Raw genomic sequence first — 24777 nt, forward strand, 5'->3', positions numbered from 1 at the left:
CACCGACAGGAGCCTGGAAAAAGATGGCCCGCGATCCGCTCCCCCCGCCCGAGCTCGAACCCGGCGCGATTCCCGACGGCCCGCAGGCCGTGCGCCGCGAGCCCTCGTCCCTGCGCTCCGCCCGCTGGTTCGGGCCGGCGGACCTGCGTTCCTTCGGGCACCGCTCGCGGGCGATGCAGATGGGCTACGCGCCCGAGGAGTGGACGGGAAAGCCGGTCATCGCGATCCTCAACACCTGGTCCGACCTCCAGCCCTGCCACGCCCACTTCAAGCACCGCGTCGACGACGTGAAGCGTGGGATCCTGATGGCGGGGGGCTTCCCGGTGGAGCTGCCGGCGATCTCGGTCTCGGAGAGCTTCGTCAAGCCGACCACCATGCTCTACCGCAACATGCTGGCGATGGAGACCGAGGAGCTGTTGCGGTCCCACCCGGTCGACGGCGCGGTGCTGATGGGCGGCTGCGACAAGTCCACGCCGGGCCTGCTGCTGGGGGCCACCAGCATGAACCTACCGGCGATCTACATTCCGGCCGGGCCGATGCTGCGCGGCAACTGGCAGGGCAAGGTGCTGGGCTCCGGCTCCGACAGCTGGAAGTACTGGGATGAACTCCGCGCCGGCAAGATCACCGACCAGGACTGGCTCGGGATCGAGGGCGGCATCGCCCGCTCCTACGGCACCTGCATGACCATGGGCACCGCCTCGACCATGACGGCGATCGCCGAGGCCGTCGGCATGGTGCTGCCCGGCGGCTCGTCGATTCCGGCGGCGGATGCCGGCCATATCCGGCTCTCCTCGGAATCCGGCCGGCGCATCGTCGACATGGTGTGGGAGGACCTGACCCCGCAGCGGATCCAGACCCGGGAGGCCTACGAGAACGCCATCGCGGTCGCGATGGCGATGGGCTGCTCGACCAACGCCATCATCCACCTGATCGCCATGGCGCGCCGGGCCGGCCACGCCATCGGCCTCGACGATTTCGAGCGCTACAGCCGCATCGTCCCGGTGATCGGCAACGTGCGGCCGAGCGGCAACACCTACCTGATGGAGGATTTCTTCTACGCCGGCGGCATCCGCGCGCTGATGAACGAGATCCGCGAGCACCTCCATCTCGATTGCCTGACGGTGAGCGGCCGGACGCTCGGCGAGACGATCGAGGGGGCGCGTGTCCACAATGCCGACGTGATCCGGCCGCTGTCGAACCCGGTCTACGGCCAGGGCTCGCTGGCGGTGCTGAAGGGCAACCTGGCGCCAAGCGGCTGCGTCATCAAGCCGGCGGCGATGGACCAGCGCTTCCTCAAGCATTCCGGCCCGGCGCTCGTCTTCGACGACTACCCGTCCCTGAAACGCGCGATCGACGACGAGAATCTCGACGTCACCGCCGACCACGTGCTCGTGCTGCGCAATGCCGGGCCGCAGGGGGGGCCGGGCATGCCCGAATGGGGCATGCTGCCGATGCCGAAGAAGCTCCTCAAGGAGGGGCACCGCGACATGCTGCGCCTGTCGGATGCGCGGATGAGCGGCACCAGCTACGGCGCCTGCGTGCTCCACGTCGCGCCCGAATCCTTCGTCGGGGGGCCCCTGGCGCTCCTGCGCACCGGCGACATCGTCAGCGTCGACGTCGAGGCGAGGGCGATCCGCATGGAGGTGTCGGACGAGGAACTGGCGCAGCGCCGCGCCGCCTGGACCCCGCCGGCACCCCGCTACGAGCGCGGCTACGGCGTGATGTTCTCCCGCCACATCCAGCAGGCCGACGAGGGCTGCGACTTCGACTTCCTGCGCACCGAGTACGGCGCCCCGGTGCCCGAGCCGGCGATCTACTGACGATCAGGCCGGCGCGCCGCCCACCAGCGCGGCGGCGCGCATCACCCCCGGCAGGATCCGGGCGATCGCGTCCGGGTCGCCCCACCGCCCGGCCTCGCCGGCGACGTGCAGGGCGCCGAACGGCCGCCGTGCCGCGTCGGTGAGCGCCACCGCGACCACGACCTCGTCCTCGATCACCTCGTGGGCGGCGACCGCGTAGCCGTCGCGCCGTGCCTGCGCCACCAAAGCCATCACCTCCTCGATTCCGGTGCGGGTGAAGCGGGTCAGCGGCCGGCGGTCCTCCGCCGTCACCAGGGCGCGGGCCTCCGGTTCCGCAAGGGCGGCCAGCACCGCGCGCCCGCCGGCACTGCAGAAGAGCGGGATCCGGCGCCCGACCAGGTTGGTGTAATAATGCTCGGCCCGCGCCTGCAGCCGCAGCGCGTAGACCAGCGACGATTGCGAGAAAAGGCTGAGGTCCACCCGCGCGTCGCAGGTCCGGCGCAGGTCCATCAGGATCGGGGTCGCCCGCTCGATCAGCGGATGGTGGCGCAGGAAGGCGTAGCTCAGGTCGAGCACCCGATCCGCCAGGGCGTAGCGCCGGGTCGTCGCGCATTGGTCGAGATAGCCGAGCTGCGCCAGCGTGTGCACCATGCGCTGGCACGTACTCTTGTCGTGACCGCTGCGCTCGCTGATCTCCTGCAAGGACAGGGCGCGAACGCCGTGGAATGCTTCGAGGACGCTGAAGCATTTTTCGACGGAATGAACAAACAATCGGCTTCGCGCGGTTTCGCCGCTGGCATCCGTTGACATCGTGTCGTCCCTTGAACCAGCATAACATGCAATGCAACGTATTGCATAGCAATACGAACGCGCGGGGAACCGGATGGACGGCACGGTCGTGAGGATCGAAGCGGGGCAGGCGCGCGCGGGGATCGACCCGCGGGCCCGGCGGGCGATCGCCGCAGCCTGCATCGGCAACATGCTCGAATGGTACGATTTCGGGGTCTACGCCTTCCTGGCCGGGGCGATCTCGGCGGCGTTCTTCCCGTCGAGCGATCCCACCGCCTCGCTGCTCGCGACCTTCGCGGCCTACGGCGTCGGCTTCCTGGCCCGCCCCTTCGGCGGCGCGGTGATCGGCCGGCTCGGCGACCGGCGCGGGCGCAAGGTCGCCCTCGTCCTCACGCTCCTGATGATGGCGCTCGGCACGATCGGGCTGGGCCTGCTGCCGACCTACGCCCAGATCGGGATCGCGGCCCCGGCGCTGCTCGTCGCCTTGCGCATCCTCCAGGGTATCGCGGCGGGCGGCGAGTGGGGCGCCTCGACGGCCTTCATCATCGAGTGGGCGCCGGAGGGCCGGCGCGGCCTGTTCGGCTCGTTCCAGCAGGTCAGCACCGCGTCCGGCATCCTCCTCGGCTCGGGCGTCGCCGCGCTCCTCACCTCGCTCCTGACCCCGGAGGCGATGCTGGCCTGGGGCTGGCGGATCCCGTTCCTCCTCGGCGCCTCGCTCCTCGTCGTCGGCATCCTGATCCGCCGCAGCGTCGACGAGACGCCGGTCTTCGAGGATCAGGTGGCCCGGAAGGACGACGCGCCGGTCGCGCCCGCGCCGGAGAGCGGCCCGCGGCTCGGCCTGCGCGCCTTCGGCTTCACGATCTTCTGGACCGTGTCGTACTACATGCTGCTCTCCTACATGCCGACCTTCACCCAGAAGTTCGGTGCGCTCACCGCCTCGCAGGCCCTGTGGTCGAACACGATCGGCCTCGTCGCGATGGTGCTGGCGGTGCCGGTCTTCGGCCACCTCTCGGACCGGATCGGCCGCAAGCCGCTCCTGATCGCGAGCGCGGTCGCGGCGATCCTGCTGTCCTACCCGCTGTTCGAGATCGTCGCCGGCGGGGCGGGCTTCCTCACGGTGGTGGCGATCCAGGTCGTGTTCGGGCTGATCGTCGCCCTTTATTCCGGCCCCGGCCCGGCGGCGATCTCCGAGATGTTCCCGAGCCACCTGCGCTCGACCTGGATGTCGATCGGCTACACGCTCGCGGTCGCGGTGTTCGGCGGCTTCGCGCCCTTCGTCGCCACCTGGCTCATCGCGGTCACCGGCTCGCCGCTGGCGCCGGGCGCCCTCTACCTGATCCCGATGGCGGTCCTCACGCTCGTCGTCGTCGCGCGCATGCCCGAGACCGGCAAGAGCCGGCTCGCCTGACCGGAGGACGTTCCCATGACCGCCCCCTCGACCGCCCCCTCTTCCACCGACCTCAAGCCCTGGCAATGGCCCGAGGAGCACTGGCGCCGGCGCGTCGCCAAGGTCCGGGCCGGGCGCAGCCTGGCGCCGGCCTGGCCCGACGGCAAGCGGTGCGCCGTGGCGCTCTCCTTCGACGTCGACCACGAGACGAACGAGCTGCGCGACGGCGGCAAGTCGCTGGGCCGCCTCTCCTGGGGCCAGTACGGCCACCGCCAGGGCATGCCGCGCATCCTCGAGCTGCTGGCCGCGCACGACGTGCCAGCGAGCTTCTACGTGCCGGCGGTGGTGGCGATGCTCTATCCCGACGAGCAGCGCGGCGTGGTGGCGGCCGGCCACGAGATCGGCATCCACGGCTGGATCCACGAACTGAACTCGATCCTGCCGGCCGAGGCCGAGCGCGACCTGATGCTGCGCAGCGCCGACGCCCTGGAGCGGATCACCGGCACGCGCCCGGTCGGCCTGCGCACCCCGTCCTGGGACTACTCGGACGCGACGCTGGCGATCATCCGCGAGATGGGCCTCCTCTACGATTCCTCCCTGATGGCCGACGACACCTGCTACGAGCTGATGGAGGACGGCGCGCCGACCGGCATCGTCGAGGTCCCGGTCGAGTGGATCCGGGACGACGCGCCCTACTTCATGATGAGCCGGTTCGAGGGCCTGCGCCCGCATATCGGGCCCGAGGACGTGCTGGCGATCTTCATGCGCGAGTTCGAGGGCGCCTACCGCGAGGGCGGGCTGTTCCAGCTCACCATGCACCCGCACATCATCGGCTACCGCTCGCGGCTGTGGATCGTCGAGGAGCTGATCCGCGCCGCCAAGGCCAAGGGCGACGTGTGGTTCGCCACCCATGCCGACATCGCCGCGCACGCCGCCACCGCGTTGCGGTCATGAGTCCCCTCCCGGTGATCCCCGTCCCCGATCCGGCGGACCTCGCCCCCGCCCTCGACCGCCTGCGCCGCCTCGTCCTGTGCGAGACGCCGAGCTACGCGCCCGACGCGCTCGCCGCCGGGCTCGCCCTGATGCGCGCGGAACTGGAGGCGGACGGCCTCACGGTGGCGGACCCCGATCCCGATCTCGATGCCGCCGGGGCCGTCCGGGCCACCTATGACCGTGGTGGGGCACTCACCGGACCTCCGATCCTGATCCTCGGCCATCTCGACACCGTCCACCCGGTCGGGGAACTCGCCATCAACCCGTGGCGGATCGAGGGGGAGCGTGCCTTCGGGCCCGGAATCCTCGACATGAAGGGCGGGATCGTGCTGGCGCTCGAGGCGCTCCGGCGCGCCGGGCCGCACCTCGCCCGGCCGGTCGAGGTCCTGATCACCACGGACGAGGAGATCGGCTCGCCGCGCTCCCGCGGGCTGATCGAGGCGCGGGCGAAGGCGGCGGCCTGCATCCTGGTGCCCGAGCCCGCCCGCGACAACGGCGGCCTCGTCGTCGGCCGCCACGCCATCCTGCGCTTCGCGCTCTCGGCGACCGGCCGGCCCGCCCATGCCGGGCGCGACCCGGCCCGGGGCGATTCGGCGATCCATCGCCTCGCCCGCGCGGTCGTGGCGCTGGAGAGCCGCAGCGTCCCGGGCGCGAGCCTCAGCGTCGGGGTGATCGGCGGCGGGCTCTGGGTCAATTGCGTGCCCGAGCGCGCCGCGGCCGAGATGCTGTGCGTGGCCGCCGACGACGCGCGGCGGGACGAGATCCTGCGGATCGTCGCCGGGGAGGCCGACGACCGCCTGGCGATCGAGCTTGCGAGCGAGCGCCCGCTCTGGCGCACCGGCCCGGACGACCGGGCGCTCTACGGGGCCGCGCAGGCCATCGCGGCGGAACTCGGGATCGCGGTCTCGCCGGAGGTGTCGGGCGGCGGCTCGGACGGCAACTTCACCGGCGCCCTCGGCCGGCCGACCCTCGACGGGCTCGGGCCCTGCGGGGCCGGGCTGCACGCGCACGACGAGCACCTGGACCTCGCGAGCCTGGGGCCACGGATCGCCCTGATGGCGAACCTGCTGGTCCGGGTCGGACACCTTCCGACAGGCGATTGAGCCTGTTCACGGATACTGCGGCCCAAGCCCCCCGGAGAGCGCAGGGCTGTCCGGGGAAAATCTCTTTAAGAATCAAGCGCGGGATCCCCTCTCCCGGGTGGGAGAGGGGTAGGGGTGAGGGTGACACGTTTCCGTTTGAAGCGAAGAGCGTGGTGCTGGTAGCTGGACCTTCAGAGCCAGACTAAGAACCGTAGCACCCTCACCCCCTGCCCCTCTCCCACACGGGAGAGGGGAGACGCGCCACTTCTTTTCCCCGGACAGCCCTGCCGAGAGCGGGAAGGGGCCAGGTCCACGGGACGCCGTTCATCCGTTCCGCCATCGTCGCGGGGTCCACCCCCCGCTGCACGCAGCCACGCGGGATAGGGGCGTCGCCGCGGGTTCGGCACGAGCGGAGGGACGACGTGAAGGCGCCGATCCTCAAGCCGGCATCCCGGCCCGCAGCGGCGGGCCGGTGAGCACGGCCCGATAGGCTTCGAGCACGCCCGCCGTCATCGCCTCGACCGTGTAGGTCTCGGCCCGCGCCCGCGCGTCGGCGCCGAGGCGCGCCCGGATCGCGGGATCGGCCGCCACCATCTCGATGGCGTGGGCGAAGCCCGCATCGTCGTCGGGCGCGATGAAGATCGCGGCCTCGTCCCACAATTCGCGGAAGGTCGGGATGTCGGAGAGCACCAGGGCGCAGCCGGCGCTCGCGGCCTCGAGCACGCCGAGGCCGAAGGGCTCGTAGCGGGCGGCGGAGGCGTAGATCGGCGAACCGGCGAGCCAGCGCGCCACGTCCTGGTCGCTGAGCCGCCCGAGGGGACGCAGGTGCTCGGGCGCGAACTGCGCCGCGTTCGGGCCCTTCAGGTCGCCGGCGGCGAGGAGCGGCAGGCGCATCCGGGCGGCCGCCCGGTCGAGGGTGCGGGCGTTCTTGCCCTCGTCCCAGAGCCGGCCGGCCGTGAAGGCGAAGGGCGAGGCGGCGGCCCCCGCCGGGGTGCGCTGGCCGCGGTCGGCGGGCTTGCGCCGGCCGTTCGGCACCACGCGGGGCGGGCCGATCCCGTAGGTCGCCGCGGTCGCCTCCGCGAAGGCGCGGGTGGGGCTGAGCAGCGCATCGACCCGGCGGTAGCCCTCGGCGACGAGGCTCGCCCGCCAGGCGAGGTCCGGCGGCAGCGGGCCGGGGCGCATCGCCGCCCACCAGGTCGCCACGCAGGAATGCGCCACCGCGATCACGGGCGCGCAGAACTCGGCGAGCGCGGCGAGTGCCGGGCTGTTGAGGTGGATCAGGTCGGCGCCCGCCCGCTCGGCCTCGCGGGCGACGATGGCGGCGGCGGCCTCGACCTCGCGGCGGGTGAGCGCGGTCCAGTCGAGGCTGACGCCCAGCGGGCGCAGGTCGAGGCCCCGAATGGCACGGGCCGCCCGCATCTGGTCCTGGCTCGGCTCGGGGCCGAGCACCGCCAGGGTGACGGCGACGCCGCGGCGGGTCATCTCCTCGGCGAGGTCGAGCCCATATTGCCAGATGCCGCCGACCGCATCGACCGTCATGAACAGATGGAGGACGGGTGCCCCCCGGTGGGGGAGGGGGCGTCCGGCCGGGACCGTCAGGCTGGGCAGCATGCCGCCTCCAACACGTGCAACGGGGCCGGCCGTGCCGACGGGATGTCACCGGAGCGGTCGCGCCGACCGCGGTGAGGGACGCACGCGCCCTTCCGGGCTCTGCCGTCCCGCGCGCGCGACGGACGGCGGTCATACGGCGAGGACGGGCGGAGACGCATGGGATCGTCGGTCCGGACGCAGGCGCAGAGCGCGGCCCGCGGGGGGCGCGGGACGACCTCGTCGAGGCGGATTGCGCCGTGCGCGATCAACTGGTCGATCTCCTCCAGGGGCGGCGGCGCGTGCCGCCGGTCGGCATCCCCGGAACCGGTCTCGGCGCAAAAGGTGCAGGAATGAGGGCGACCTTGCGAGGGGCCCGGTTCCCCGGGCGTCCGCTCCCGCCGGGCGTCGAGCCGTTGGGGCGAGGGGCATCCGACGCACAGGCCGCTTCCGAAGCTCCAGGTCGGGTTGACGAGGGCGATTCTCAAAGCGGGCGTCCTGAACCGGGAACGGGCATCGCTGATACGGAAGACGACGATCGACGAAGGTGGCGGGGCCGCTCGGGACGACAAGGCCTTTTCGCCCGAATGCAGTTAAACGAATGATACCAGGGGCTCCGTTGCCATGACGGTGATGCATGGCCGTGTCGTCACCATGCGGCAAAAGCGGGCGTTCTTCGGGAACCGGATTACGTTTCGCGCGTGGTGCCGGCCCGAGGAGACCACGAGACGACCGAACGGTGGGCTCGGGCCCGCAGCGAGCCCATCCGTCGGATGCGCGTCCGGCGGCCCGAACGCGGTCCGGTCCGCGACGAGGATCTGCCCTCCGGACCGGCGACGCCGCCGGCCCGCCGACGGGACGTCTCGGTTGTATCCGAGAAACGCGACGCGCGGCCCGGCGTCATCGTTCTGGCGTCATTCAGACCGATTGCTCCATGACCACCAGCGGGATAGCGCAGCTACGGCACCGAGAGCCGCCTCCCGCGCCGGTTCCTCAGCGAGTTCCCGCACCGAGTCCCGTCACCCGAGTCCACGCACCCCGCATGTCCTTCGTTCCTCCGTCGCACGACGCCGTGCCGGTCGTTCCCGGTGCGAATCCCGCTTCCCCGCAGGAGGCCGCCGCCCTGCGCCGGCGGCGCCTGGCCCTCGCCCTCCCGACGGTGGCGACGGCGCTCGCGATCGCGCTCGCGGCGGCGGCCAGCATCGGCGTGCCGGACGGGCCGCTCGAGGCCGCGGTGCTGGGGCTGTTCTGCCTGGCGATGGCCTGGCAATCCTACATCGCCTGGCAGTACCTCTACGGGGCGATCGCGGCCGGCCTCGGGACCCGGGTGATGTCGGCGGTGGAGCGGCAGGCGGCGGATCTCGCGCCGCAGGCGAGCGGGCGCAGCCGCACCGCGGCCGTGGTGGCGATCCACGCCGAGGATGCAGGCGCCGTCTTCGCGGCGATCCGGGTGATGGCCCGGTCCCTCGCCCGCGCCGGCGGCGACGGGCGCGACCTCGACATCTTCGTCCTCAGCGACACCCGCGACCCGGAGATCGCCGCGGCCGAGGAGCGCGAATTCGCCCACATCCAGGCGTGGCGCGACACCGTCGGCACCGGCCTGCCGGCGATCCGCTACCGCCGCCGCCGGGACAATACCGGCCGCAAGGCCGGCAACATCGGCGAGTTCTGCGAGACCTACGGCCACGCCTACGACTTCATGATCGTGCTCGACGCCGACAGCCTGATGACCGGCGCCGCGATGCGCCGGCTGGTGCGGCTGATGGAGGAGAACCCTCGCGTCGGCCTGATCCAGACCGTCAGCTACGCCGCCGGGCGCGACACGCTGTTTGCCCGCATCCAGCAATTCGCCGTGCGGCTCTACGCGCCGCTGTCGATCCGGGCGCTCGAGACCTGGCAGGGGCCGGACGGCGGCTACTGGGGCCACAACGCGATCCTGCGCATCGCCGCCTTCGCGGCCAATGCCGAGTTGCCGGTGCTGCCCGGCCGGGCGCCGCTCGGCGGCGAGATCCTGTGCCACGACACGGTGGAGGGCGCGTTCCTGCGCCGCGCCGGCTGGGAGCTGCGCCTCCTGCCGGAGGAGCCCGGCACCTGGGAGGAGATGCCCACCAACCTCACCGACCTGCTCGGCCGCGAGCGGCGCTGGTGCCAGGGCAACCTGCAGCATCTCGGCGTGATCGGGATGCCGGGCCTCACGGCGGGCAGCCGCTGGCACCTCGGCGCCGGCATCCTGTCCTACCTCGCCTCGCCGGTCTGGGTCGCCTTCCTGGCGCTGGGCACCTGGCAGGCGATCCGCAGCGGCGAGCTCGGGCTGCTGGCCTACGGCCTCACTGGCGAGGGCGCGGCGGCGGCGATCCTGGCCTCGTTGAGCGTCGCCGTGCTGGCGCTGCCGAAGCTCCTCAGCCTCGGCCACGTCCTCCTGTCGCCGGAGCGCCGCGCCGCCTTCGGGGGCACGCGCCGGCTCCTTATCGGCGCGGCCCTGGAGCAGGCACTCTGGGTGCTGCTCTGGCCGGTCCTCACCCTGTTCAACGCCGGCGCCGTGCTCTCGACCTTCGCCGGAAGGGTGGTGCGCTGGGAGACCCAGGCCCGCGACGACCGCCGGGTGCCGTGGTCCGAGGCCTGCCGCCTCCAGGCCGATGCGCTGGTGGCCGGCGGGTTGCTGGCGGCGGCGCTCGTCTATGCCGGCGACCCGCTCCTCGCCCTCTGGATGGCCCCCGTCACCCTCGGCCTCCTCGGCAGCCCGGCACTCAGCGTGCTGACCAGCCGGGCCGATTACGGCCAGGCGGCGCGCCGGCGCGGCCTCTTCCTCACGATCGACGACACCGCCCAAGCACCGGAGCTGCGCGACCTCGCCGCCGCCCGCGCCGCGCCGCCGGCTCCCGCCCGCCCGCCGGTGCGCGGCGAGGCCCCGGTCTGGCTCGCCACCGCCACCGACGACGCGAAGGCGTCGCCGGTGCGGGAGATCTGAGAAGCGCCCGATCGCGGACCGGGACGGTGCGCTTCCTTAGAGGCTATGCCAGTAGGCCATAATGCCAAGCTTCCCCACCAGGAGACGAGGCGCGGCAGTAGGCCCAAGTGGGATAGCCTCTAAGCAGATTTCGCCGAAGTGGTTACCGGTTCGGCGCTGAAAATCTGCGACAAAACAACAACCTAAGCGGGCGAAGCGTTGGCAGGCCAACGCAAGTCTGCTTAGCGTTGCCGACATCGGCAACGCCTCCCACTGCACCGGACCGGACCTCGCCAGCCCGGTCTCGCGCGACCCCGGGCCTCTACTTGCCCAGCACCTTGAGCGGGTCGGTGCGCTGGCTCGGCGAGGGCTCGGCGGTGAGGCTGTCGGCACGCTCCTGCGGGCGGCCGCGGACGCTGCCGGTGGTGGCGGGGCTGCCCTGGCCGACGGTGGCGCGGTTGGTGGGGCTCGTCACCGGCACGGCACCGCTGGCGAGCTCGAGGCAGGTCAGCATCTCGACGTAGCTCGGGAAGCCGCCGGCGCGCGATTGCTGCGAGCACTGGGTCTTGGCCGGGCCGGAGAACTGGCTCCAGCGCTTGCGCAGCTCGTCGCCCGCCGAGCGCTCTGAGCGCAGGCAGCCGTCGGAGCCGGCTTCCTGGCTCACCGAGGAGCGGCCGGGCGAGTTGCAGGTGTGCTCGATGTCGAGCCGCGGCGGACCGTCCGCCGCGACGAGGACGAGATGCGCGCCGAGGAGCGCGAAGGGCAGGGCGGCGGGCATGATCGGTCTCCACGGGGCCGGAGAAGAAAAAGCTTCGCCGGTTCAACGCGCCGGGACCGCAAGAAGCTCCCGTCGTCGGCGCGTCCGTTCCTGTCGCCCGCTCGTCCCGCCCGCCTCCTCAATCCTGGCGCAGGGCCTGGTCGAGGTCGGCGAAGAGGTCGTCGGCGTCCTCGATGCCGACCGACAGGCGCAGCAGGTCCGGCGGGCAGGGGGTGGTCGGACCCTCGATCGAGGCGCGATGCTCGATCAGGCTCTCGACGCCGCCGAGCGAGGTCGCGCGCTTCCACAGGGCCACCCGGGCCGCCGTCGCGATCGCCGCCGCCTCGCCGCCGGCCACCCGGATCGACATCATCGTGCCGAAGCCGGTCATCTGGCGCGCCGCCACGGCGTGGCCGGGATGCGTCGCCAGGCCGGGATACAGCACCTGGGCCACGGCGGGGTGGGCGGACAGGCGCTGCGCCAGCTCGGCGGCGTTCGCCATCTGGGTGGCGATGCGGACGTGGAGCGTGCGCATGCCCCGCATCAGCAGGTAGGCCTCGAAGGGCCCGAGGATCGCGCCGTTGCCCGAGCGGATGCGCTGGATCCGGGCCCAGAACTCGTCCGCCCTGGCGCCGGCGAGGGCCCCGGCGATGACGTCGGAATGGCCGTTGAGCACCTTGGTGGCGGCGTGCATCACCACGTCGGCACCGAGCGACAGCGGCCGGGTCACCACCGGCGAGCTGGCGGTGGAATCGACGGCGAGCCGGGCGCCGGCCGCATGCGCGATCTCGGCCGCGCCCGCGATGTCGGTGACGGTCCAGAGCGGGTTCGACGGGGTCTCGAGCCAGACGAGCTTGGTCTGGCCGGGTCGCACCGCCGCCTTGAGGGCGTCGAGGTCGTCGGTGGCGACGAAATCGACCTTGAGGCCCCAGCGGGTCGCCTCCTCGGTCAGCCAGCGGCGCAGCGCCCAGTACATCACGGTCGGCGCCACGATGTGGTCGCCGGGATCGAGGGCGCCGAACACCGCCGTGGCGGCGGCCATGCCGGAGGAGAACAGCAGCGCGCCGGCCTCAGCCTCCTCCAGCATCGCGATCACGGCTTCCGCCTCGCGCACCGTGGCGTTGTCGGGCCGGCCGTAGACGTAGCCGGAGGAATACTGGTTGTCGGGGTCGCGGATGTAGGTGGTGGCGACGTGGATCGGCGGCACCACCGCCTTCGTGATCGGGTCGACATGGCCCAATGCCTGCGCGGCGAGGCTCTTCTTCGACCAGTGGCGCGGGGCGCTGCTCATGCCGGGGCTCCAGGGGACAACAGGGGCGTTTTGCTCCCCTGCCGCCCTTGCAGAACCGGTGCCGGCGCGCAACCTCCATCCCGGTATAGCACCCGAGCCCGAGATGCCGCCCACCGCAACGCTGCCCCGCCCGGAGCCCGCCCGGCCCGTCCTGTCGCCCCTGCCGCGCCTCGCCGCGGCGATCGTGCCCGTCGCCGCGGTCGCGGTGGTGGGCAGCCTGGCGACCTCGCCCAACATCCCGACCTGGTATGCGGGCCTCGCCAAGCCGGGCTTCACGCCGCCGAACTGGCTGTTTCCCGTCGCCTGGACGATCCTCTACGCGCTGATCGCGGTCTCGGGCTGGCGCCTGCTCGGCACCGCCCCCGCCACGGGGTCGCTGCGGCGCACCCGCACCCTCGCCCTGTGGGCGTTCTTCGTCCAGCTCGCCCTCAACGGCGCCTGGACGCCGGTCTTCTTCGCCCGCCACGATCCGGCCGGCGGCCTCGTCGTGGTGGTCGCCCTGCTGATCATGATCCTGTGGACGATCCGGCTCGTCCTGCCCCTCGACCGGCTCGCCGCCCTGATCCTCGTGCCCTACGCCGCCTGGGTGTCGTACGCGACGGCGCTCAACGCGGCGATCTGGTGGATGAACTGAGGGGCGCGGACAACCGGCTCGTCCGACCCTCGACCTCATCCCGAGGCCGCTGCGCGGCCCCCCGGGATGAGGTTGCGGACAGGGAAGAGCGAGCCCCGGTCATGGGCAAGGCAGTTCATGGGCAAGGGTGGCGCCTCACGGCACCAGCACGATCGCCCCGGTGACCTTGCGCGCCTCCGCCGCCTCGTGCGCCTCCACCACCTTCTCGAGCGGGAACCGCGCCCCGACATCGACCGCGACGTGGCTGCGGCCGATCGCGTCGAACAGGTCGGCGGCGTTGGCCCGGAAGGTCGCCGGGTCGGCGTTGTGCGGGAAGACCGAGGGGCGGGTGAGGAACAGGCAGCCCTTCTTGTTGAGGAGTTCCGGGTCGATCGCCGGCGACGGGCCCGAGGCGGCGCCGTAGGAGACGACGAGGCCGAACGGCGCGGCGCAGTCGAGGGACTTCAGGAGCGTGTCCTTGCCGACCGCGTCGTAGACCACCCGGGCCTTGGCGCCGCCGGTGGCCTCCAGGAAGGCCTTGGGCCAGTCGGGCTGGTTGAGATCGATCACCGCCGCGCAGCCGGCCGCGAGCGCCGCCTCCCGCTTGCCCGGCGAGCCGGTGGTGCCGACGACCTTCGCCCCGAGCGCGGTCGCCCAGCGGGTCAGGATCTGGCCGACGCCGCCGGCGGCGGAATGGACCAGTAGCAGGTCGCCCGGCTGCACCGCATGGGTCTTGCGCAGCAGGTACTGCGCCGTCATGCCCTTGAACAGCAGCGAGGCGGCGGCCTCGTCGCTCACGCTGTCGGGCAGCCGCACCAGCTTCTCCGCCGGCACGGTGCGGCGGTCGGCATAGGCGCCGACCCCGGCATTCATGTAGGCGACCCGGTCGCCCGGCTTCACGTCCGCGACGCCCGGCCCGACCGCCTCGACCACGCCCGCCGCCTCGAAGCCGAGCCCGGTCGGCCGCTCGAGCGGGTAGGCGCCGCGGCGCTGGTAGACGTCGATGAAGTTGAAGCCGATCGCGGTCTGGCGCAGTAGCGCCTCGCCCGCGCCCGGCGCCGGCAGGTCCCGGCTCTGCAGGGTCATGACCTGCGGCGGGCCGAACTCGGTGATCACCACGCTGCGCGTCGTCGCCATGACGGCCTCTCCTTGTGCCTGCCCCGCTCGTACGCCCCCGATATGGGTTCGTCGGACGCCAGGGCGACTCCATGCCGGTGGAGGAGGGGGGATGCGGCGGGGTTCGAGGCCGGACGAGGGCGCCGTCGCGCAGGACGGGTGTCGCCGGGGCCGCGGGCGATCCGGCGCGGCCGGAATCCGTCCCCGATCGACGCCCGCCGATCCGGGAGCGGTCCCTCAGCGCGCCGCCACCGCTCCGGCGGCGCGCAGAGTGCGGGATACCGTGGCGCGCATGTCGGCGAGGGTGAAGGGCTTCGTCAGCACGTCGGCCACGATCGCGTCGAGACCGCGGGCGCGCTCGCGCTGGTCGGCGAAGCCCGTCATCAGCAGGATGATCATGTCCGGATAGTCGCGCTTGGCCGCGAGCGACAGGGCGATGCCGTCCATCAGCGGCATGCGGATGTCGGTCAGCATCAGGTCGAAGGCGCCCTCGGCCAGCCGGTCGAGACCGTCGCTGCCGTCGATTGCCGTCACGACCGTGTGGCCGTCCATCTCCAGCCCGCGCTTCAGGAAGCCGCGGATCGGTTCCTCGTCGTCGACCAGCAGGATGCGCGCCATGTCCTCTCGTCTCTCTGGGTCGAAAAGCTGCGCGGAACCAGGACTTTGATCGGGCGCACGCCACAGGGTCAAGCGGGACTCGCGCCGCGGGTTCCGCTTTCCCGGCGTGCGGCGCAACAAGGCCCGGACGCGTTGCAATCGCGCATCGCTTCCGGGCGTTGCCGGCGGGAATTCGCCTCAGGCGATCGCCGTGCCGTCCGAGCCCGTGTCGAACAGGTCCGGCTCGCCGTCGCCGTAATCGACGAGGCCGACGAAGGGAAGCTGCCGGAAGGCGTGGGCCACGTCCATGCCGTAGCCGACCACGAACACGTCCGGGCAGGTGAAGCCGACGTAATCGGCATCCATCGTCACCGCGCGCTTGCCGGGCTTCTCGAGCAGCACCGTGGTGAGCACGCGCCGCGCCCCGCGGGCCATCAGGAGGTCCTTGGCGTAGACCAGGGTGCGGCCGGATTCGAGGATGTCGTCGATCAGCAGCACGTCGCGGCCGCGCACCTCGCTCTCGACGTCGCGCAGGATCGCGACCTGGCCCGAGGACACGGTCGCGGCGCGATAGCTCGACAGGTGGATGAACTCGACCTGCGGCGCCAGCCCGGCCCGATGCAGGGCGCGGATCAGGTCGGCGGCGAACATGAAGCTGCCCTTGAGCACCGCCACCACCAGGAGGTTCTCCAGCGGCTGGGAGGCGATGGCGCGGGCGATCTCCTCGTTGCGCTGCGCGATGGCGGATTCGTCGAAGAGGACGCGGACGCGGGGCAGGGACGGGGTCATCGGTCTTCGGGGTTCACTTCGGGTTCGTCGGAGCCTTCAGGCTGACTGCAGAATCGTGGCTGTCAACCGCGGCAAAGCGGACCAGCACCTGACGGCCCTTGGCCGAGGCCCCGGGCAGCTCGGCCCGGAAGCGGGCGGATTCCTCGGGCTCGAGCCGGTCGCGCGGCGCCTCGGCGCGCCAGCGATAGACGACCTGGCCGTGCTCGTCGCGCAATTCGAGGCTGAGCGGGGGCACCGCCACCGCCTCCCTGGCGGCGCTCACCACGTCGCCCTCGATCACGAGGCGGCCGGAGCCGGAGGCGTCCGGCACCTGGTAGGCGGCGACGTCCCGGAAGGTCAGGCCGCGCAGGTTCACCGGCAGGCCGATCGCCGCGTAGAGCCGGGCGGTCTGGGGCAGGGCGCGCACGAGGCCGGCCCGGCCGGCCGGCATCAGCGCGGCCGCCACCGCCGCGCAGGCCGCCAGGGCGGCGCCCGCCACGGCGAGGCGCCGGAGCCGGCCGGAGCGGGCGCCCTGCGCCGCCCCTCGCATCCGCGCGTTCCGGTTCCCGGCCTTGTCCTTGGATGGGCCGGACGCCGCGGCTTGCGCGGCGGTGAACACCGCCTCGCCGGGGGGCGAGAGCGCCGGCTCGGCGGCGGGAGCCGCCACGAACCACGGCTCGCGGCAGGCCGCGCAGCGCACGGTGCGGCCGGCCGGGCCGATCTTGTCGGCATCGAGCGTATATTCGCTTGCGCAGGCGGGGCAGACGATCAGCATGGCGAATCAGTCGGGCGCGGCACCGAGGCCGGATCACGACTCCTCCCGCCTCAGCCTTAATGCATGGTAAAGCGGCCGGGCCGCGGGAGGCCCGCGAGGCGTAACCGGGCCACCGAAGGGCCTCTATCCCGAGGCCTCGGACCCTTGATGGAGACCGGATGGACGCGAGAACCGACAGGGGCACCGGCAACAGCCTGCTCGGCGGAATGGACGAGCCGGTGGTCCGGTTCGAGAATGTGGGGATGCGCTACGGGGTCGGCCCCGAGGTCCTGAGCGACATCAGCTTCACCATCGCGCCGCACTCGTTCCAGTTCCTCACCGGCCCGTCGGGCGCCGGCAAGACGACGCTTCTGCGCCTGATCCTGCTCTCGGTGCGGCCGAGCCGGGGCCTCGTCTCGGTGTTCGGCGAGGAGGTGAGCGGCATCTCGAGCGGCGCGCTGACGTCCCTGCGCCGGCGCATGGGCGTGGTCTTCCAGGATTTCCGCCTGCTCGACCATCTCACCACCTACGAGAACGTCGCCCTGCCCTTGCGCGTCCAGGGCCGGGCCGAGACGAGCTACCGGGCCGAGGTGGTGGAACTCCTGCGCTGGGTCGGCCTCGGCGAGCGCATGCACGTCCTGCCCCCGCTCCTGTCGGGCGGGGAGAAGCAGCGCGCGGCGATCGCCCGGGCGCTGATCGCCCGGCCCGAATTGCTGCTCGCCGACGAGCCGACCGGCAACGTCGATCCCCAGCTCGGCCGGCGCCTGCTGCGCCTGTTCGTCGAGCTCAACCGCCTCGGCACCTCGGTGCTGATCGCCACCCACGATTTCGCCCTGATGGACCTCGTCGACGCGCGCCGGTTCGTGCTCGGCAACAACCGCCTGCGGATCGAAGGATGAGCCGCGGGGAGACGCATCATGTCTGAGGGAGCCACCCTGGAGCGGACCCCGCGGCGCGCGGCGCCCGCCGCCGACCTGCCGCCGACGCTGCGCCGCAACGCCCCGCTGGTGCCGACCGACACCAGCGCCGGCCGCGCGCTGGCCGCGGTCATCGCGATCCTGACCTTCCTCGCCGCCCTCTGCGCCGGGGGCGCCGAGATCGTCGCCACGAGCGCCGCGCAGTGGCAGGGCTCGGTGGCCCAGGAGGTGACGATCCAGGTCCGCCCGAGCCCGGGCCGCGACACCGACGCCGACGTCGCCAAGGCGGCGGCGCTCGCCTCGGCCACGCCCGGCATCGCGGCGACGCGGCCCTTCACCAAGACGGAATCCGAGCGCCTGCTCGAGCCCTGGCTCGGCAGCGGCCTCGACCTCGGCGACCTGCCGGTGCCGCGCCTGATCACGGTGCGGCTGGGCTCCGGCACGCCCGACCTCGGCGACCTGCGCCGGCGCCTGGCCGACGCCCTGCCCGGGGTGGCGAGCCTCGACGACCACGCGCTCTGGCTCTCGCGCCTCTCGACCATGGCCAACACCGTGGTCGGCGTCGGCGTCGCCATCGTCGGGCTGGTACTCGTCGCCACCGGGCTCGCCGTCACCTTCGCGACCCGCGGCGCCATGGCGGGCAACCGCGAGGTGGTGGAGGTGCTGCACTTCGTCGGCGCCGACGCCGACTTCATCGCCCGCGAGTTCCAGCGCCGCTTCTTCCGTCTGGGCCTACGCGGCGGGGCGATCGGGGCGGCGGCGGCGCTCGCCGTGATCGGGGCCGGCGGCGCGCTCGCCCGGGTCTGGCGCGCGGGACCTGCCGGCGACGAGATCGAGGCCCTGTTCGGCGGCTTCGCCATCGGCTGGCGCGGCTATGCCAGCGTGGTGCTGATCGGCGTCATCGCCTCGGTCGTCACCGCGGTCGTCTCGCGGCTCACGGTGCGGCGCTTCCTCGACTGATGCGAGATCCGGACGATGGCTTCCGGATCTCGCATCTCACGGCATTGTTCTCCGCCCGCGGCCGTTCGGCCGAAGCGCCCTGGCGGCTGGCGCTCGTCACCGTGCCGCAATTCGCCGAGAACCTCTCGGATCGCCGCGCGGCCGAGGCGGCCCGTAGCCGCGTCGACTGCAAGGACCTCCTGGGCCTCGATCTCACCGACCCGGGCTTCGATGACTCGGTGCTCGGCGAGTTCCGCTCTCGCCTCGTGGCCGGACACGCCGAGCCCCTCCTGCTCGACACGCTCCTGGCCCTGTGCCGTGAGCGTCGGCTCCTGGTGGCGCGAGGCCGTCAGCGCACCGACGGCACGCACGTCCTGGGGGCCGTGCGCAGCCTCAACCGCCTCGGCTGTGCCTCCGACACCCTGCGTGCCGCGCTCAACGCCCTCGCCGTCGCGGCTCCCGAGTGGCTGCGCGCCCACGCTGAGGAGAACTGGGGCGAGCGTTACGCCAAACCCATGGACGATCGGACGTCCCGCAAGGCGAGGCGGCCCGTCGGGCTCACGCCGAACAGATCGGCCGCGACGGACACACGCTCCTGGCGGCCGTGTTCTTAGCCAAGAAACGCTCGACGACGTGGATCGGCGACAAGGTCCACCTCACCGAGACCTGCGACGCGGATCGCCCCCGCCTGATCACTCACGTGGCGACCACGCTGGCCCCGATCGCCGACCGTGACGCACTCGGGTCGATCCATGCCGACTTGGCAGCCCACGATCTTCTCCCCGACACGCACCTGGTCGATGCCGGCTACGTCGATGCCGACCTGTTGCTCGCCAGTACACGCGATCACGCCGTGACGCTGCTCGGGCCGAGCCCGCAGGATACGCAGTGGCAGTCGCGTCAGTCGGGAGCCTTCAGGCTTCAAAGTCCGTTCGGAAAGGGCGACATAAGTATATTTCAAGGTTATGCGGAATGGCAGCACGTCGTAGATGGCTTGATGGCTCGGCAGTGGTTTGGACCAAAGAGAACAGACCGCGGTACGATCGCCGCAACCAGAGATATCCGAGTGACCTGACGCCCGGCGAATGGCGCGAGTTGGAGCCGCTCCTGCCCGTCGCTCAAGGGATCGGCCGGCCGCGGACCTACAGCCTTCGGGACGTCATCAATGGCATCCGCTACGTGCAGCGATACGGTATCCCGTGGGATGCCATGCCCAAAGATCTACCGCCGTCCGGCACCTGTTATGCATACTGGCGAGTTCTGGTCGATGGTGGCCACTTGGAACGTATCAACCATTATCTCGTGATGCACGATCGCGAGAAAGACGGACGTGAGGCCAGCCCGACACTTGCGATCATCGATGCCCAGTCGGTCAAGTGCGGTGCCCCGCAAGGCGAGCGTGGCTATGACGGGGGCAAGAAAGTGCTCGGCCGCAAGCGACACCTGGTGGTGGACAGCGGCGGGCGCCTGTTGGCCGTCAGTGTGACACCCGCCAACGTGCAGGCTCAGGATGGAGGCCTCGCTTTGGTCAAGCGTCTGGTGCGCCTCTATCCCTAGGTAGAGACCATCGTTGTCGACGGCGGGTACAACAAGCGGTTCATCAATGTCGTTCAGTCCGGATTAAAACGCGCGATCGAGGTGGTTCTTCGACCAGAAGGGTCGAAGGGCTTTGTCCTCCTGCCGAAGCGACGGCGAGTAGATCGGAGCATTGGCGTTCTCACGGGCTCGCGCAGCATCAATGTAGAATATGAAAAGTTGCTCCATGTCTCGGCCGGTGCGATGTTTTTTGCATAAATCGAGCGGATACTCGCATCAATCACTATGAGAGAATTCTTTCCTAACGGACTCTCAGGGAGCCGGTCTCGGGAACTTTGATCAGGCGCATTTCGCGGCGATTCACAAGCGCCTGTTCGGCGAGATCTACCCGTGGGCGGGCGAGACCCGCACGGTCGAGCTGTGGAAGCCCGAGATCGTGCTGACCGGCTGCGCAGCGTCGGCGTCAGCTCCTCGTGCACCGCCCCGGTGTCGGAGGTCAGCGAGAGGCCGGTCGACGCCTCGAACTCGGATAGCGAGCATCCCGCGATCTCGCCCCGCACGATCGCCCAGTAGAGCTGGCGCAGCGCGGTCGCGGCGTAGGGCCCTTCGAGGATGTCCTCGGGGCGGAACAGGCCTTGGCCGCCGGTCTGGCGCTGGCCTCGCGTGATGGCCCCGAGGGTGTCGAGGCGGCGCGCGATGGTCGAGAGGAAGCGCTTCTCGCCCTTCACGTTGGTCGTCACCGGGCGAAACAGCGGGGCCTGCGCCTGGTTGGTGCGGTTGGTCCGGCCCAGGCCCTGCACGGCCGCGTCGGCCTTCCAGCCGGCCTCGAGCAGGTAGTGGACGCGCAGGCGCTGGTTCTTCGCGCCGCGGTTGGCATGGTAGCTGCGCCCGGTGCCGCCGGCATCCGAGAACACCAGGATCCGCGTCTCGTCGTCCTGGAAGGCCTGGGTCTCGGACAGGTTGGCCCCCGCCGGCCGGTTCCGGAGCACGAGCCGGTCGACCCCGTCCGGGCCCGCCTGGCGCACGATCCGGCGCGAGCGGCCGGTGATCTCGGCGACGGCGCCGGTCCCGAAGTGGTGGAGGATCTGGTCGAGGGCCGATTGCACGGGGCTGAGACCGCACAGGTGCTCGATCAGGCCGTCGCGGGCCTCGACCGCCTCGCGGCTCCGGCTCGGGGTGCTTCGGGAGGAGCCGCCGTACGGACGGCAGATGTTCGCGATGGTCCGCCGGGACCCCTTGTTCGAGCGGATGGGCAACGGCGGGTGGCGTCGCCTCGATGCTGATGGCGTCCGCGCCAAGAGCGCTCGGGGCGCCGGCCAGCGCGAGGCGGCCCGCGTCCGTCATGCCGAGGAGATCACACCCACGGTCCGAGACTACGTCGGGCGGCTGGGCGCGGCCGAGGCCGAGATCCACCCCGCCTGGCTGGTCCCTGTTCCCGCGGAGCAGTTCGCACGGTTCCACGGGCTCGCCACGCTCGTCTCCGACGCCCGAACGACGTTCGAGGAGGCGCACCGGGGGATGCACCTCGCCGACCAGAAAGCCTGGGCGAAGATCCTGCCGGCATACACGCGTAGCTGGGAGATGCGGCGCAGGCGCGAGGCCCTGGCCCCTGCCGCCTTGCCCGCCCGAGGACCTCGACGCGCTCGGTGGCCTCGTCTGAGGTAAGGGTCGGCTAACTGAATCTGTGGATGGGGCCCGGCGGGCGGGTGGTGATGAGCCCCTGGGCTCCGGGTATAAACCGGGTGGAAATGCGGTCGTAGATGACCCGGCATCCCCTTGAAAATCAGCCACTTAGCGAGGGTCGCGCATGAGTGGCGGAGACGGAGGGATTCGAACCCTCGAAGCCCCTTTCGGGGCTTGCTCATTTAGCAAACGAGTGCCTTCAGCCGCTCGGCCACGTCTCCGGTGGGCCAACGCTCTAGGGAATCGGCGGGGCGCGGTCAACCGGTTTCGTCGGGGCGATCGCGGGGCAGGCCGTGGACCAGCGCGAGCGCCCTCAGGCCGCCTCGCGCATCGCCGCGAGGCCGAGGCGGACGTGGTCGCGGAACAGCCGGACCCGGGCCGGCAATTCGCGGCCGGCGAGGCTGACGGCGCGGAGTACGCCGCCGCGGCTCGCCCAGTCGGGCAGCACCGGCACCAGGGCGCCGTCCCTCAGCGCCTGGGCCGCCACCAGGCTCGGGATGTGGCCGATCCCGGCGCCGGCCCGGGTCAGGCGCAGCACGGTGGCGTAGTCGGTGGCGCGAACGGCCGGCCGGGTGGTGATGTGGCCCTCCCGGCCCTGCCCGTCGGACAGCCGTACCGGCGCGGCTCCGAGGCGCTCGCGCGAGAGGATCAGGTCGTGGCCCGCGAGGTCGTCGAGGGTCGCGGGGGCGCCGCGGGCCGAGAGGTAGGCCGGCGCGGCGTAGAGGCCGATCATCAGGTGCGCCAGCACCGGGGCGCGGTAGCCGCCGTCCTGACCCTCGCCGCTGCCGAGGCGCAGCGCCAGGTCGATGCGGTTGGCCGCGAGGTCGAGGCGGGTGTCGGTGATGAGGAGGTCGATCGTCACCTGCGGGTAGCGCGCCCGGAAGCTCGCCACGAGGTCGGGCATCACCTCGATGCCGAAATCGATCGAGGTGGTGACCCGCAGGTGGCCGCGGGGCAGGGTGCGGGCGTCCCGGGCCGTCTCCAGCGCCCCGTCGAGGAGCGCCAGGCTCTCCTGCGCCTTGGCGTGGAAGGCCAGGCCCTCCACCGTCGGAGAGACCGCCCGCGGCGTGCGGGCGAGCAGGGTGACGCCGAGTTCCTGCTCCAGCCGCGAGACCCGGCGCGAGATGCTGCCCTTGGTCTCGCCCAGAACCTCTGCCGCCTGGGTCACGGTTCCGTGATCGACGACGGCACAAAACGCCCTCACGTCGGAGAGCGCACCCCGGAAGGTTTCCGAACCAGCAACCATGTGTCCCGGTTTAGCGGTCTTACGCCCGCGACGGAACCGGCTTAAGCCCAGCGCCGCACGAGGGGTTGCCAGTGCGGAGGACCCGGTCGGGGCCCCGCGCGACCCCGACGACACGGAGTGTTCTCGTGAAGCTGTCCGTCCTCGCCCTCGGCCTCGCCGCCGGTCTCGCCCTCGCCGCCCCGGCCGTGGCGCAAGGGGCCGCGACCCGTGACCCCGCCCAGATCCAGGCGGGCACCTACGTGGTCGACCCGAACCACACCCAGGCCCTGTTCACGGTCAACCATTTCGGCTTCTCGCCGTATACGGGCATCTTCTCGGACGTGTCGGGCAGCCTCGAGCTGCAGCCGGCCAAGCCCGCCGAGAGCCGCCTGAAGGTGACCGTGCCGGTGAAGTCGCTCTACGCGCCGAGCCAGCATCTCGTCGACTCGCTGAAGAGCGACAAGTGGCTCGACGTCGCCCAGTTCCCCGAGATGACCTTCACCTCGACCAAGGTGACGCCCGAGGGCAAGGACAAGGCCAAGGTCGTCGGCGACCTGACCCTGCACGGCGTGACGAAGCCCGTGACCCTCGAGGTGACGCTGGTCGGTGCCGGCGCCAACCCGATGAACAAGAAGGTCACGGTCGGCTTCGAGGCCAAGGGCACCATCAAGCGCTCGGATTTCGGCGTGAAGACCTTCGTGCCGGCGATCAGCGACGAGGTCCACCTCGTCCTCAACGGCGCCTTCGAGCGCAAGGACTAATCGGGTCGGAGCCGAAGGCGACATTGTCATGCACACGGTCGCGACGCCCCGTCGCTACACCCTCGTCGCGATCGTGCTGCACTGGCTGATCGCCCTCGGCATCCTGGTCCTGCTGGGACTGGGCCTCGCGATGACGCGCGGCCCGCTCTCGCCGATGGACCGCTTCGCCTTCTACCAGTGGCACAAGTCCGTCGGCCTCACGGTGCTGGTGCTGATGGGCGTCCGCCTCGCCTGGCGCCTGTTTCACAAGCCCCCGCCGCTGCCCGCGGCGATGCCGAAGGCCGAGCGGCGGGCGGCGTCCGCTGCGCATCTCGCGCTCTACGGCCTGCTTCTCGCCATGCCGCTCGTCGGCTGGGCGATGGTCTCGGCCTCGCCCTACAACATCCCGACGGTGCTCTACGGGGTGATCCCGTGGCCGCACCTGCCGGTCCTGCCCGAGATGCCCAACAAGGCGGCGGTCGAGGGCGTGCTGAAGCTCGTGCACAGCACCGGCGCCTGGCTGCTGATGGCGCTCCTCCTCCTGCATGTCGGCGCGGCCCTGCGCCATCACCTCGTGCTGCGCGACGACACCCTGTGGCGGATGCTGCCCCTGGTGCGGCGCGCGAGCGCGAAACCCGAGGTTTCCTCGCGATGATCCCCTTCCGCCTCGCCCTCGCCCTCGGCCTGTTCGCCGCCCCTCTCGCCGCGCAGGCTGCCGACTGGACCGTCGATCCGGCCAAGAGCCGCATCGGCTTCTCGGGCACCCAGGTCGGCGCCCCCTTCAAGGGCCGCTTCACCCGCTACGACGCCAGGATCGACTTCGATCCGGCGAAGCCCGAAGCCGGCAAGGCGGTGGTGCTGATCGACCTCACCAGCGCCGAGACCGGCGACAAGCAGCGCGACGAGGCGCTGCCGCAGGCCGACTGGTTCAACACCAGCAAGGACAAGCAGGCCCGCTTCGAGGCGACCCGCTTCGTGGCCAAGGGCGGCGACGCCTACGACGCGGTCGGCACGCTGACGATTCGCGGCCTGCGCAAGGACGTGACCCTGCCGTTCACGCTCACGGTCTCGGGCGGCACCGCCCACGCGGTCGGGCACCTCGACCTCGTGCGCACCGATTACGGCGTCGGCCAGGGCTCCTGGGCCAACGACTCGATGGTCGCCCTGCAGGTGGGGGTGGATATCGACGTGACGGCGAGCGCCAAGTCCGGAGGCTGAGAAAGTCCGGTGGCTGAGCCGGTCCGGCTGCTGAGAAGT

At 71.7% G+C, this 24777-nt stretch carries 22 protein-coding genes, 1 tRNA gene and 2 pseudogenes; 14 read left to right on the forward strand and 11 right to left on the reverse strand.

What is annotated here, in order from left to right; all coding sequences use genetic code 11:
- The first annotated feature begins 23 nt into the window (after positions 1 to 23).
- The gene (gene araD / locus BMX97_RS13210) at positions 24 to 1820 is read left to right on the forward strand and encodes an L-arabinonate dehydratase (protein WP_091750584.1); all 1797 of its coding nucleotides are present in this window, start codon (positions 24 to 26) and stop codon (positions 1818 to 1820) included.
- Between the two features lie 3 nt (positions 1821 to 1823).
- On the opposite strand, the gene BMX97_RS13215 is transcribed toward araD, so the two are convergent.
- On the reverse strand, positions 1824 to 2780 hold the full coding sequence (locus BMX97_RS13215) for an IclR family transcriptional regulator domain-containing protein (RefSeq protein WP_143074614.1): 957 nt from the start codon (positions 2778 to 2780) through the stop codon (positions 1824 to 1826).
- On the opposite strand from BMX97_RS13215, the gene BMX97_RS13220 reads away from it, so the two are divergent.
- From BMX97_RS13220 to BMX97_RS13230, 3 genes are read left to right on the forward strand one after another with little or no spacing between them, the layout of a single operon-like run.
- Positions 2698 to 3996: an MFS transporter gene (locus BMX97_RS13220; protein WP_244538405.1), complete on the forward strand. Its 1299-nt coding sequence runs from the start codon at positions 2698 to 2700 to the stop codon at positions 3994 to 3996. The genes BMX97_RS13215 and BMX97_RS13220 overlap by 83 nt on opposite strands.
- A 15-nt stretch (positions 3997 to 4011) precedes the next feature.
- Positions 4012 to 4929, forward strand: coding sequence for a polysaccharide deacetylase family protein (locus BMX97_RS13225; RefSeq protein ID WP_091750589.1), 918 nt, complete (start codon positions 4012 to 4014; stop codon positions 4927 to 4929).
- Positions 4930 to 4940: 11 nt separating this feature from the next.
- A complete protein-coding gene (locus tag BMX97_RS13230; protein WP_210187633.1) occupies positions 4941 to 6071 on the forward strand; it encodes a M20/M25/M40 family metallo-hydrolase in 1131 nt (376 codons plus the stop codon).
- Between the two features lie 417 nt (positions 6072 to 6488).
- On the opposite strand, the gene BMX97_RS13235 is transcribed toward BMX97_RS13230, so the two are convergent.
- Positions 6489 to 7661 (reverse strand): glycosyltransferase family 4 protein, encoded by a 1173-nt coding sequence (locus tag BMX97_RS13235; RefSeq protein ID WP_091750594.1) that lies wholly within the window; start codon positions 7659 to 7661, stop codon positions 6489 to 6491.
- Between the two features lie 1018 nt (positions 7662 to 8679).
- On the opposite strand from BMX97_RS13235, the gene mdoH reads away from it, so the two are divergent.
- Complete coding sequence (mdoH, locus tag BMX97_RS13240; protein WP_091750597.1) at positions 8680 to 10605, forward strand: glucans biosynthesis glucosyltransferase MdoH; 1926 nt, start codon at positions 8680 to 8682, stop codon at positions 10603 to 10605.
- Positions 10606 to 10906: 301 nt separating this feature from the next.
- Here mdoH and BMX97_RS13245 read toward each other — a convergent pair whose 3' ends face one another.
- Positions 10907 to 11362: a hypothetical protein gene (locus BMX97_RS13245; RefSeq protein ID WP_091750600.1), complete on the reverse strand. Its 456-nt coding sequence runs from the start codon at positions 11360 to 11362 to the stop codon at positions 10907 to 10909.
- A 118-nt stretch (positions 11363 to 11480) separates the two neighbouring features.
- On the reverse strand, positions 11481 to 12632 hold the full coding sequence (locus BMX97_RS13250) for a trans-sulfuration enzyme family protein (RefSeq protein WP_091750602.1): 1152 nt from the start codon (positions 12630 to 12632) through the stop codon (positions 11481 to 11483).
- Positions 12633 to 12735: 103 nt separating this feature from the next.
- Here BMX97_RS13250 and BMX97_RS13255 point away from each other — a divergent pair, with 103 nt between their 5' ends.
- On the forward strand, positions 12736 to 13266 hold the full coding sequence (locus BMX97_RS13255; protein WP_091750605.1) for a TspO/MBR family protein: 531 nt from the start codon (positions 12736 to 12738) through the stop codon (positions 13264 to 13266).
- Between the two features lie 135 nt (positions 13267 to 13401).
- Here BMX97_RS13255 and BMX97_RS13260 read toward each other — a convergent pair whose 3' ends face one another.
- From BMX97_RS13260 to BMX97_RS13275, 4 genes are all read right to left on the reverse strand, one after another.
- Entirely contained in the window at positions 13402 to 14382 is a 981-nt protein-coding gene (locus BMX97_RS13260; protein WP_091750608.1) for a quinone oxidoreductase family protein, read from the reverse strand.
- Between the two features lie 216 nt (positions 14383 to 14598).
- Positions 14599 to 14979: a response regulator gene (locus BMX97_RS13265; RefSeq protein ID WP_091750611.1), complete on the reverse strand. Its 381-nt coding sequence runs from the start codon at positions 14977 to 14979 to the stop codon at positions 14599 to 14601.
- A gap of 177 nt (positions 14980 to 15156) precedes the next feature.
- Positions 15157 to 15747 carry a hypoxanthine phosphoribosyltransferase gene (hpt, locus tag BMX97_RS13270; RefSeq protein ID WP_060845366.1) on the reverse strand — a complete coding sequence of 197 codons (591 nt, stop codon included), beginning with the start codon at positions 15745 to 15747 and terminating at the stop codon, positions 15157 to 15159.
- Positions 15748 to 15760: 13 nt separating this feature from the next.
- Positions 15761 to 16501: a zinc-ribbon domain-containing protein gene (locus BMX97_RS13275; RefSeq protein WP_091750614.1), complete on the reverse strand. Its 741-nt coding sequence runs from the start codon at positions 16499 to 16501 to the stop codon at positions 15761 to 15763.
- A 158-nt stretch (positions 16502 to 16659) separates the two neighbouring features.
- Here BMX97_RS13275 and ftsE point away from each other — a divergent pair, with 158 nt between their 5' ends.
- The 5 genes and pseudogenes from ftsE to BMX97_RS13295 all read left to right on the forward strand — a co-directional run bounded on the left by ftsE (position 16660) and on the right by BMX97_RS13295 (position 20130).
- Positions 16660 to 17379: a cell division ATP-binding protein FtsE gene (gene ftsE / locus BMX97_RS13280; RefSeq protein ID WP_048430649.1), complete on the forward strand. Its 720-nt coding sequence runs from the start codon at positions 16660 to 16662 to the stop codon at positions 17377 to 17379.
- A gap of 18 nt (positions 17380 to 17397) precedes the next feature.
- Positions 17398 to 18357, forward strand: a complete 960-nt coding sequence (locus tag BMX97_RS13285) for a cell division protein FtsX (RefSeq protein ID WP_091750617.1) — start codon at positions 17398 to 17400, stop codon at positions 18355 to 18357.
- The gene (locus BMX97_RS13290; RefSeq protein WP_244538406.1) at positions 18357 to 18950 is read left to right on the forward strand and encodes a transposase; all 594 of its coding nucleotides are present in this window, start codon (positions 18357 to 18359) and stop codon (positions 18948 to 18950) included. Before BMX97_RS13285 ends, BMX97_RS13290 begins: the two co-directional genes overlap by 1 nt.
- The gene (locus BMX97_RS33660) at positions 18941 to 19411 is read left to right on the forward strand and encodes a hypothetical protein (RefSeq protein ID WP_244538407.1); all 471 of its coding nucleotides are present in this window, start codon (positions 18941 to 18943) and stop codon (positions 19409 to 19411) included. Before BMX97_RS13290 ends, BMX97_RS33660 begins: the two co-directional genes overlap by 10 nt.
- Positions 19309 to 20130 (forward strand): annotated as a pseudogene (locus BMX97_RS13295) (IS5 family transposase). The gene BMX97_RS33660 and the pseudogene BMX97_RS13295 overlap by 103 nt, the downstream one beginning before the upstream one ends.
- A 206-nt stretch (positions 20131 to 20336) precedes the next feature.
- Here the strand turns inward: BMX97_RS13295 and BMX97_RS13300 are convergent.
- The 3 genes and pseudogenes from BMX97_RS13300 to BMX97_RS34175 all read right to left on the reverse strand — a co-directional run.
- Positions 20337 to 21038: pseudogene (locus BMX97_RS13300) on the reverse strand (strawberry notch C-terminal domain-containing protein); the annotation flags it as partial.
- Between the two features lie 646 nt (positions 21039 to 21684).
- Positions 21685 to 21776: transfer RNA gene (locus BMX97_RS13305), tRNA-Ser, on the reverse strand.
- A gap of 92 nt (positions 21777 to 21868) precedes the next feature.
- Entirely contained in the window at positions 21869 to 22801 is a 933-nt protein-coding gene (locus tag BMX97_RS34175; RefSeq protein ID WP_091750619.1) for a LysR family transcriptional regulator, read from the reverse strand.
- Positions 22802 to 22926: 125 nt separating this feature from the next.
- Between BMX97_RS34175 and BMX97_RS13315 the strand changes: the two genes are divergently transcribed.
- The 3 genes from BMX97_RS13315 to BMX97_RS13325 are packed head-to-tail and all read left to right on the forward strand — an operon-like array spanning position 22927 to position 24738.
- Positions 22927 to 23541 carry a YceI family protein gene (locus tag BMX97_RS13315; RefSeq protein WP_063919981.1) on the forward strand — a complete coding sequence of 205 codons (615 nt, stop codon included), beginning with the start codon at positions 22927 to 22929 and terminating at the stop codon, positions 23539 to 23541.
- A gap of 28 nt (positions 23542 to 23569) precedes the next feature.
- Positions 23570 to 24175 (forward strand): cytochrome b, encoded by a 606-nt coding sequence (locus tag BMX97_RS13320; RefSeq protein WP_091750621.1) that lies wholly within the window; start codon positions 23570 to 23572, stop codon positions 24173 to 24175.
- Positions 24172 to 24738, forward strand: a complete 567-nt coding sequence (locus BMX97_RS13325) for a YceI family protein (RefSeq protein ID WP_091750625.1) — start codon at positions 24172 to 24174, stop codon at positions 24736 to 24738. Before BMX97_RS13320 ends, BMX97_RS13325 begins: the two co-directional genes overlap by 4 nt.
- Positions 24739 to 24777 lie beyond the last annotated feature (39 nt).

Origin of the sequence: Methylobacterium sp. ap11 (genome assembly GCF_900110515.1) — a bacterium.
Classification (GTDB): domain Bacteria; phylum Pseudomonadota; class Alphaproteobacteria; order Rhizobiales; family Beijerinckiaceae; genus Methylobacterium; species Methylobacterium ajmalii.

Coding starts and splice junctions, on each gene's coding strand:
- BMX97_RS13320 (WP_091750621.1), top strand. CDS start 23,570: ATGCACACGGTCGCGACGCCCCGTCGCTACACCCTCGTCGCGATCGTG.
- BMX97_RS13235 (WP_091750594.1), bottom strand. CDS start 7,661: ATGCTGCCCAGCCTGACGGTCCCGGCCGGACGCCCCCTCCCCCACCGG.
- araD (WP_091750584.1), top strand. CDS start 24: ATGGCCCGCGATCCGCTCCCCCCGCCCGAGCTCGAACCCGGCGCGATT.
- BMX97_RS13245 (WP_091750600.1), bottom strand. CDS start 11,362: ATGCCCGCCGCCCTGCCCTTCGCGCTCCTCGGCGCGCATCTCGTCCTC.
- BMX97_RS13215 (WP_143074614.1), bottom strand. CDS start 2,780: ATGTTGCCGATGCAGGCTGCGGCGATCGCCCGCCGGGCCCGCGGGTCG.
- BMX97_RS13325 (WP_091750625.1), top strand. CDS start 24,172: ATGATCCCCTTCCGCCTCGCCCTCGCCCTCGGCCTGTTCGCCGCCCCT.
- mdoH (WP_091750597.1), top strand. CDS start 8,680: ATGTCCTTCGTTCCTCCGTCGCACGACGCCGTGCCGGTCGTTCCCGGT.
- BMX97_RS13285 (WP_091750617.1), top strand. CDS start 17,398: ATGTCTGAGGGAGCCACCCTGGAGCGGACCCCGCGGCGCGCGGCGCCC.
- BMX97_RS13255 (WP_091750605.1), top strand. CDS start 12,736: ATGCCGCCCACCGCAACGCTGCCCCGCCCGGAGCCCGCCCGGCCCGTC.
- ftsE (WP_048430649.1), top strand. CDS start 16,660: ATGGACGCGAGAACCGACAGGGGCACCGGCAACAGCCTGCTCGGCGGA.
- BMX97_RS13260 (WP_091750608.1), bottom strand. CDS start 14,382: ATGGCGACGACGCGCAGCGTGGTGATCACCGAGTTCGGCCCGCCGCAG.
- BMX97_RS34175 (WP_091750619.1), bottom strand. CDS start 22,801: ATGGTTGCTGGTTCGGAAACCTTCCGGGGTGCGCTCTCCGACGTGAGG.
- BMX97_RS13225 (WP_091750589.1), top strand. CDS start 4,012: ATGACCGCCCCCTCGACCGCCCCCTCTTCCACCGACCTCAAGCCCTGG.
- BMX97_RS13290 (WP_244538406.1), top strand. CDS start 18,357: ATGCGAGATCCGGACGATGGCTTCCGGATCTCGCATCTCACGGCATTG.
- BMX97_RS13275 (WP_091750614.1), bottom strand. CDS start 16,501: ATGCTGATCGTCTGCCCCGCCTGCGCAAGCGAATATACGCTCGATGCC.
- BMX97_RS13250 (WP_091750602.1), bottom strand. CDS start 12,632: ATGAGCAGCGCCCCGCGCCACTGGTCGAAGAAGAGCCTCGCCGCGCAG.
- hpt (WP_060845366.1), bottom strand. CDS start 15,747: ATGACCCCGTCCCTGCCCCGCGTCCGCGTCCTCTTCGACGAATCCGCC.
- BMX97_RS13265 (WP_091750611.1), bottom strand. CDS start 14,979: ATGGCGCGCATCCTGCTGGTCGACGACGAGGAACCGATCCGCGGCTTC.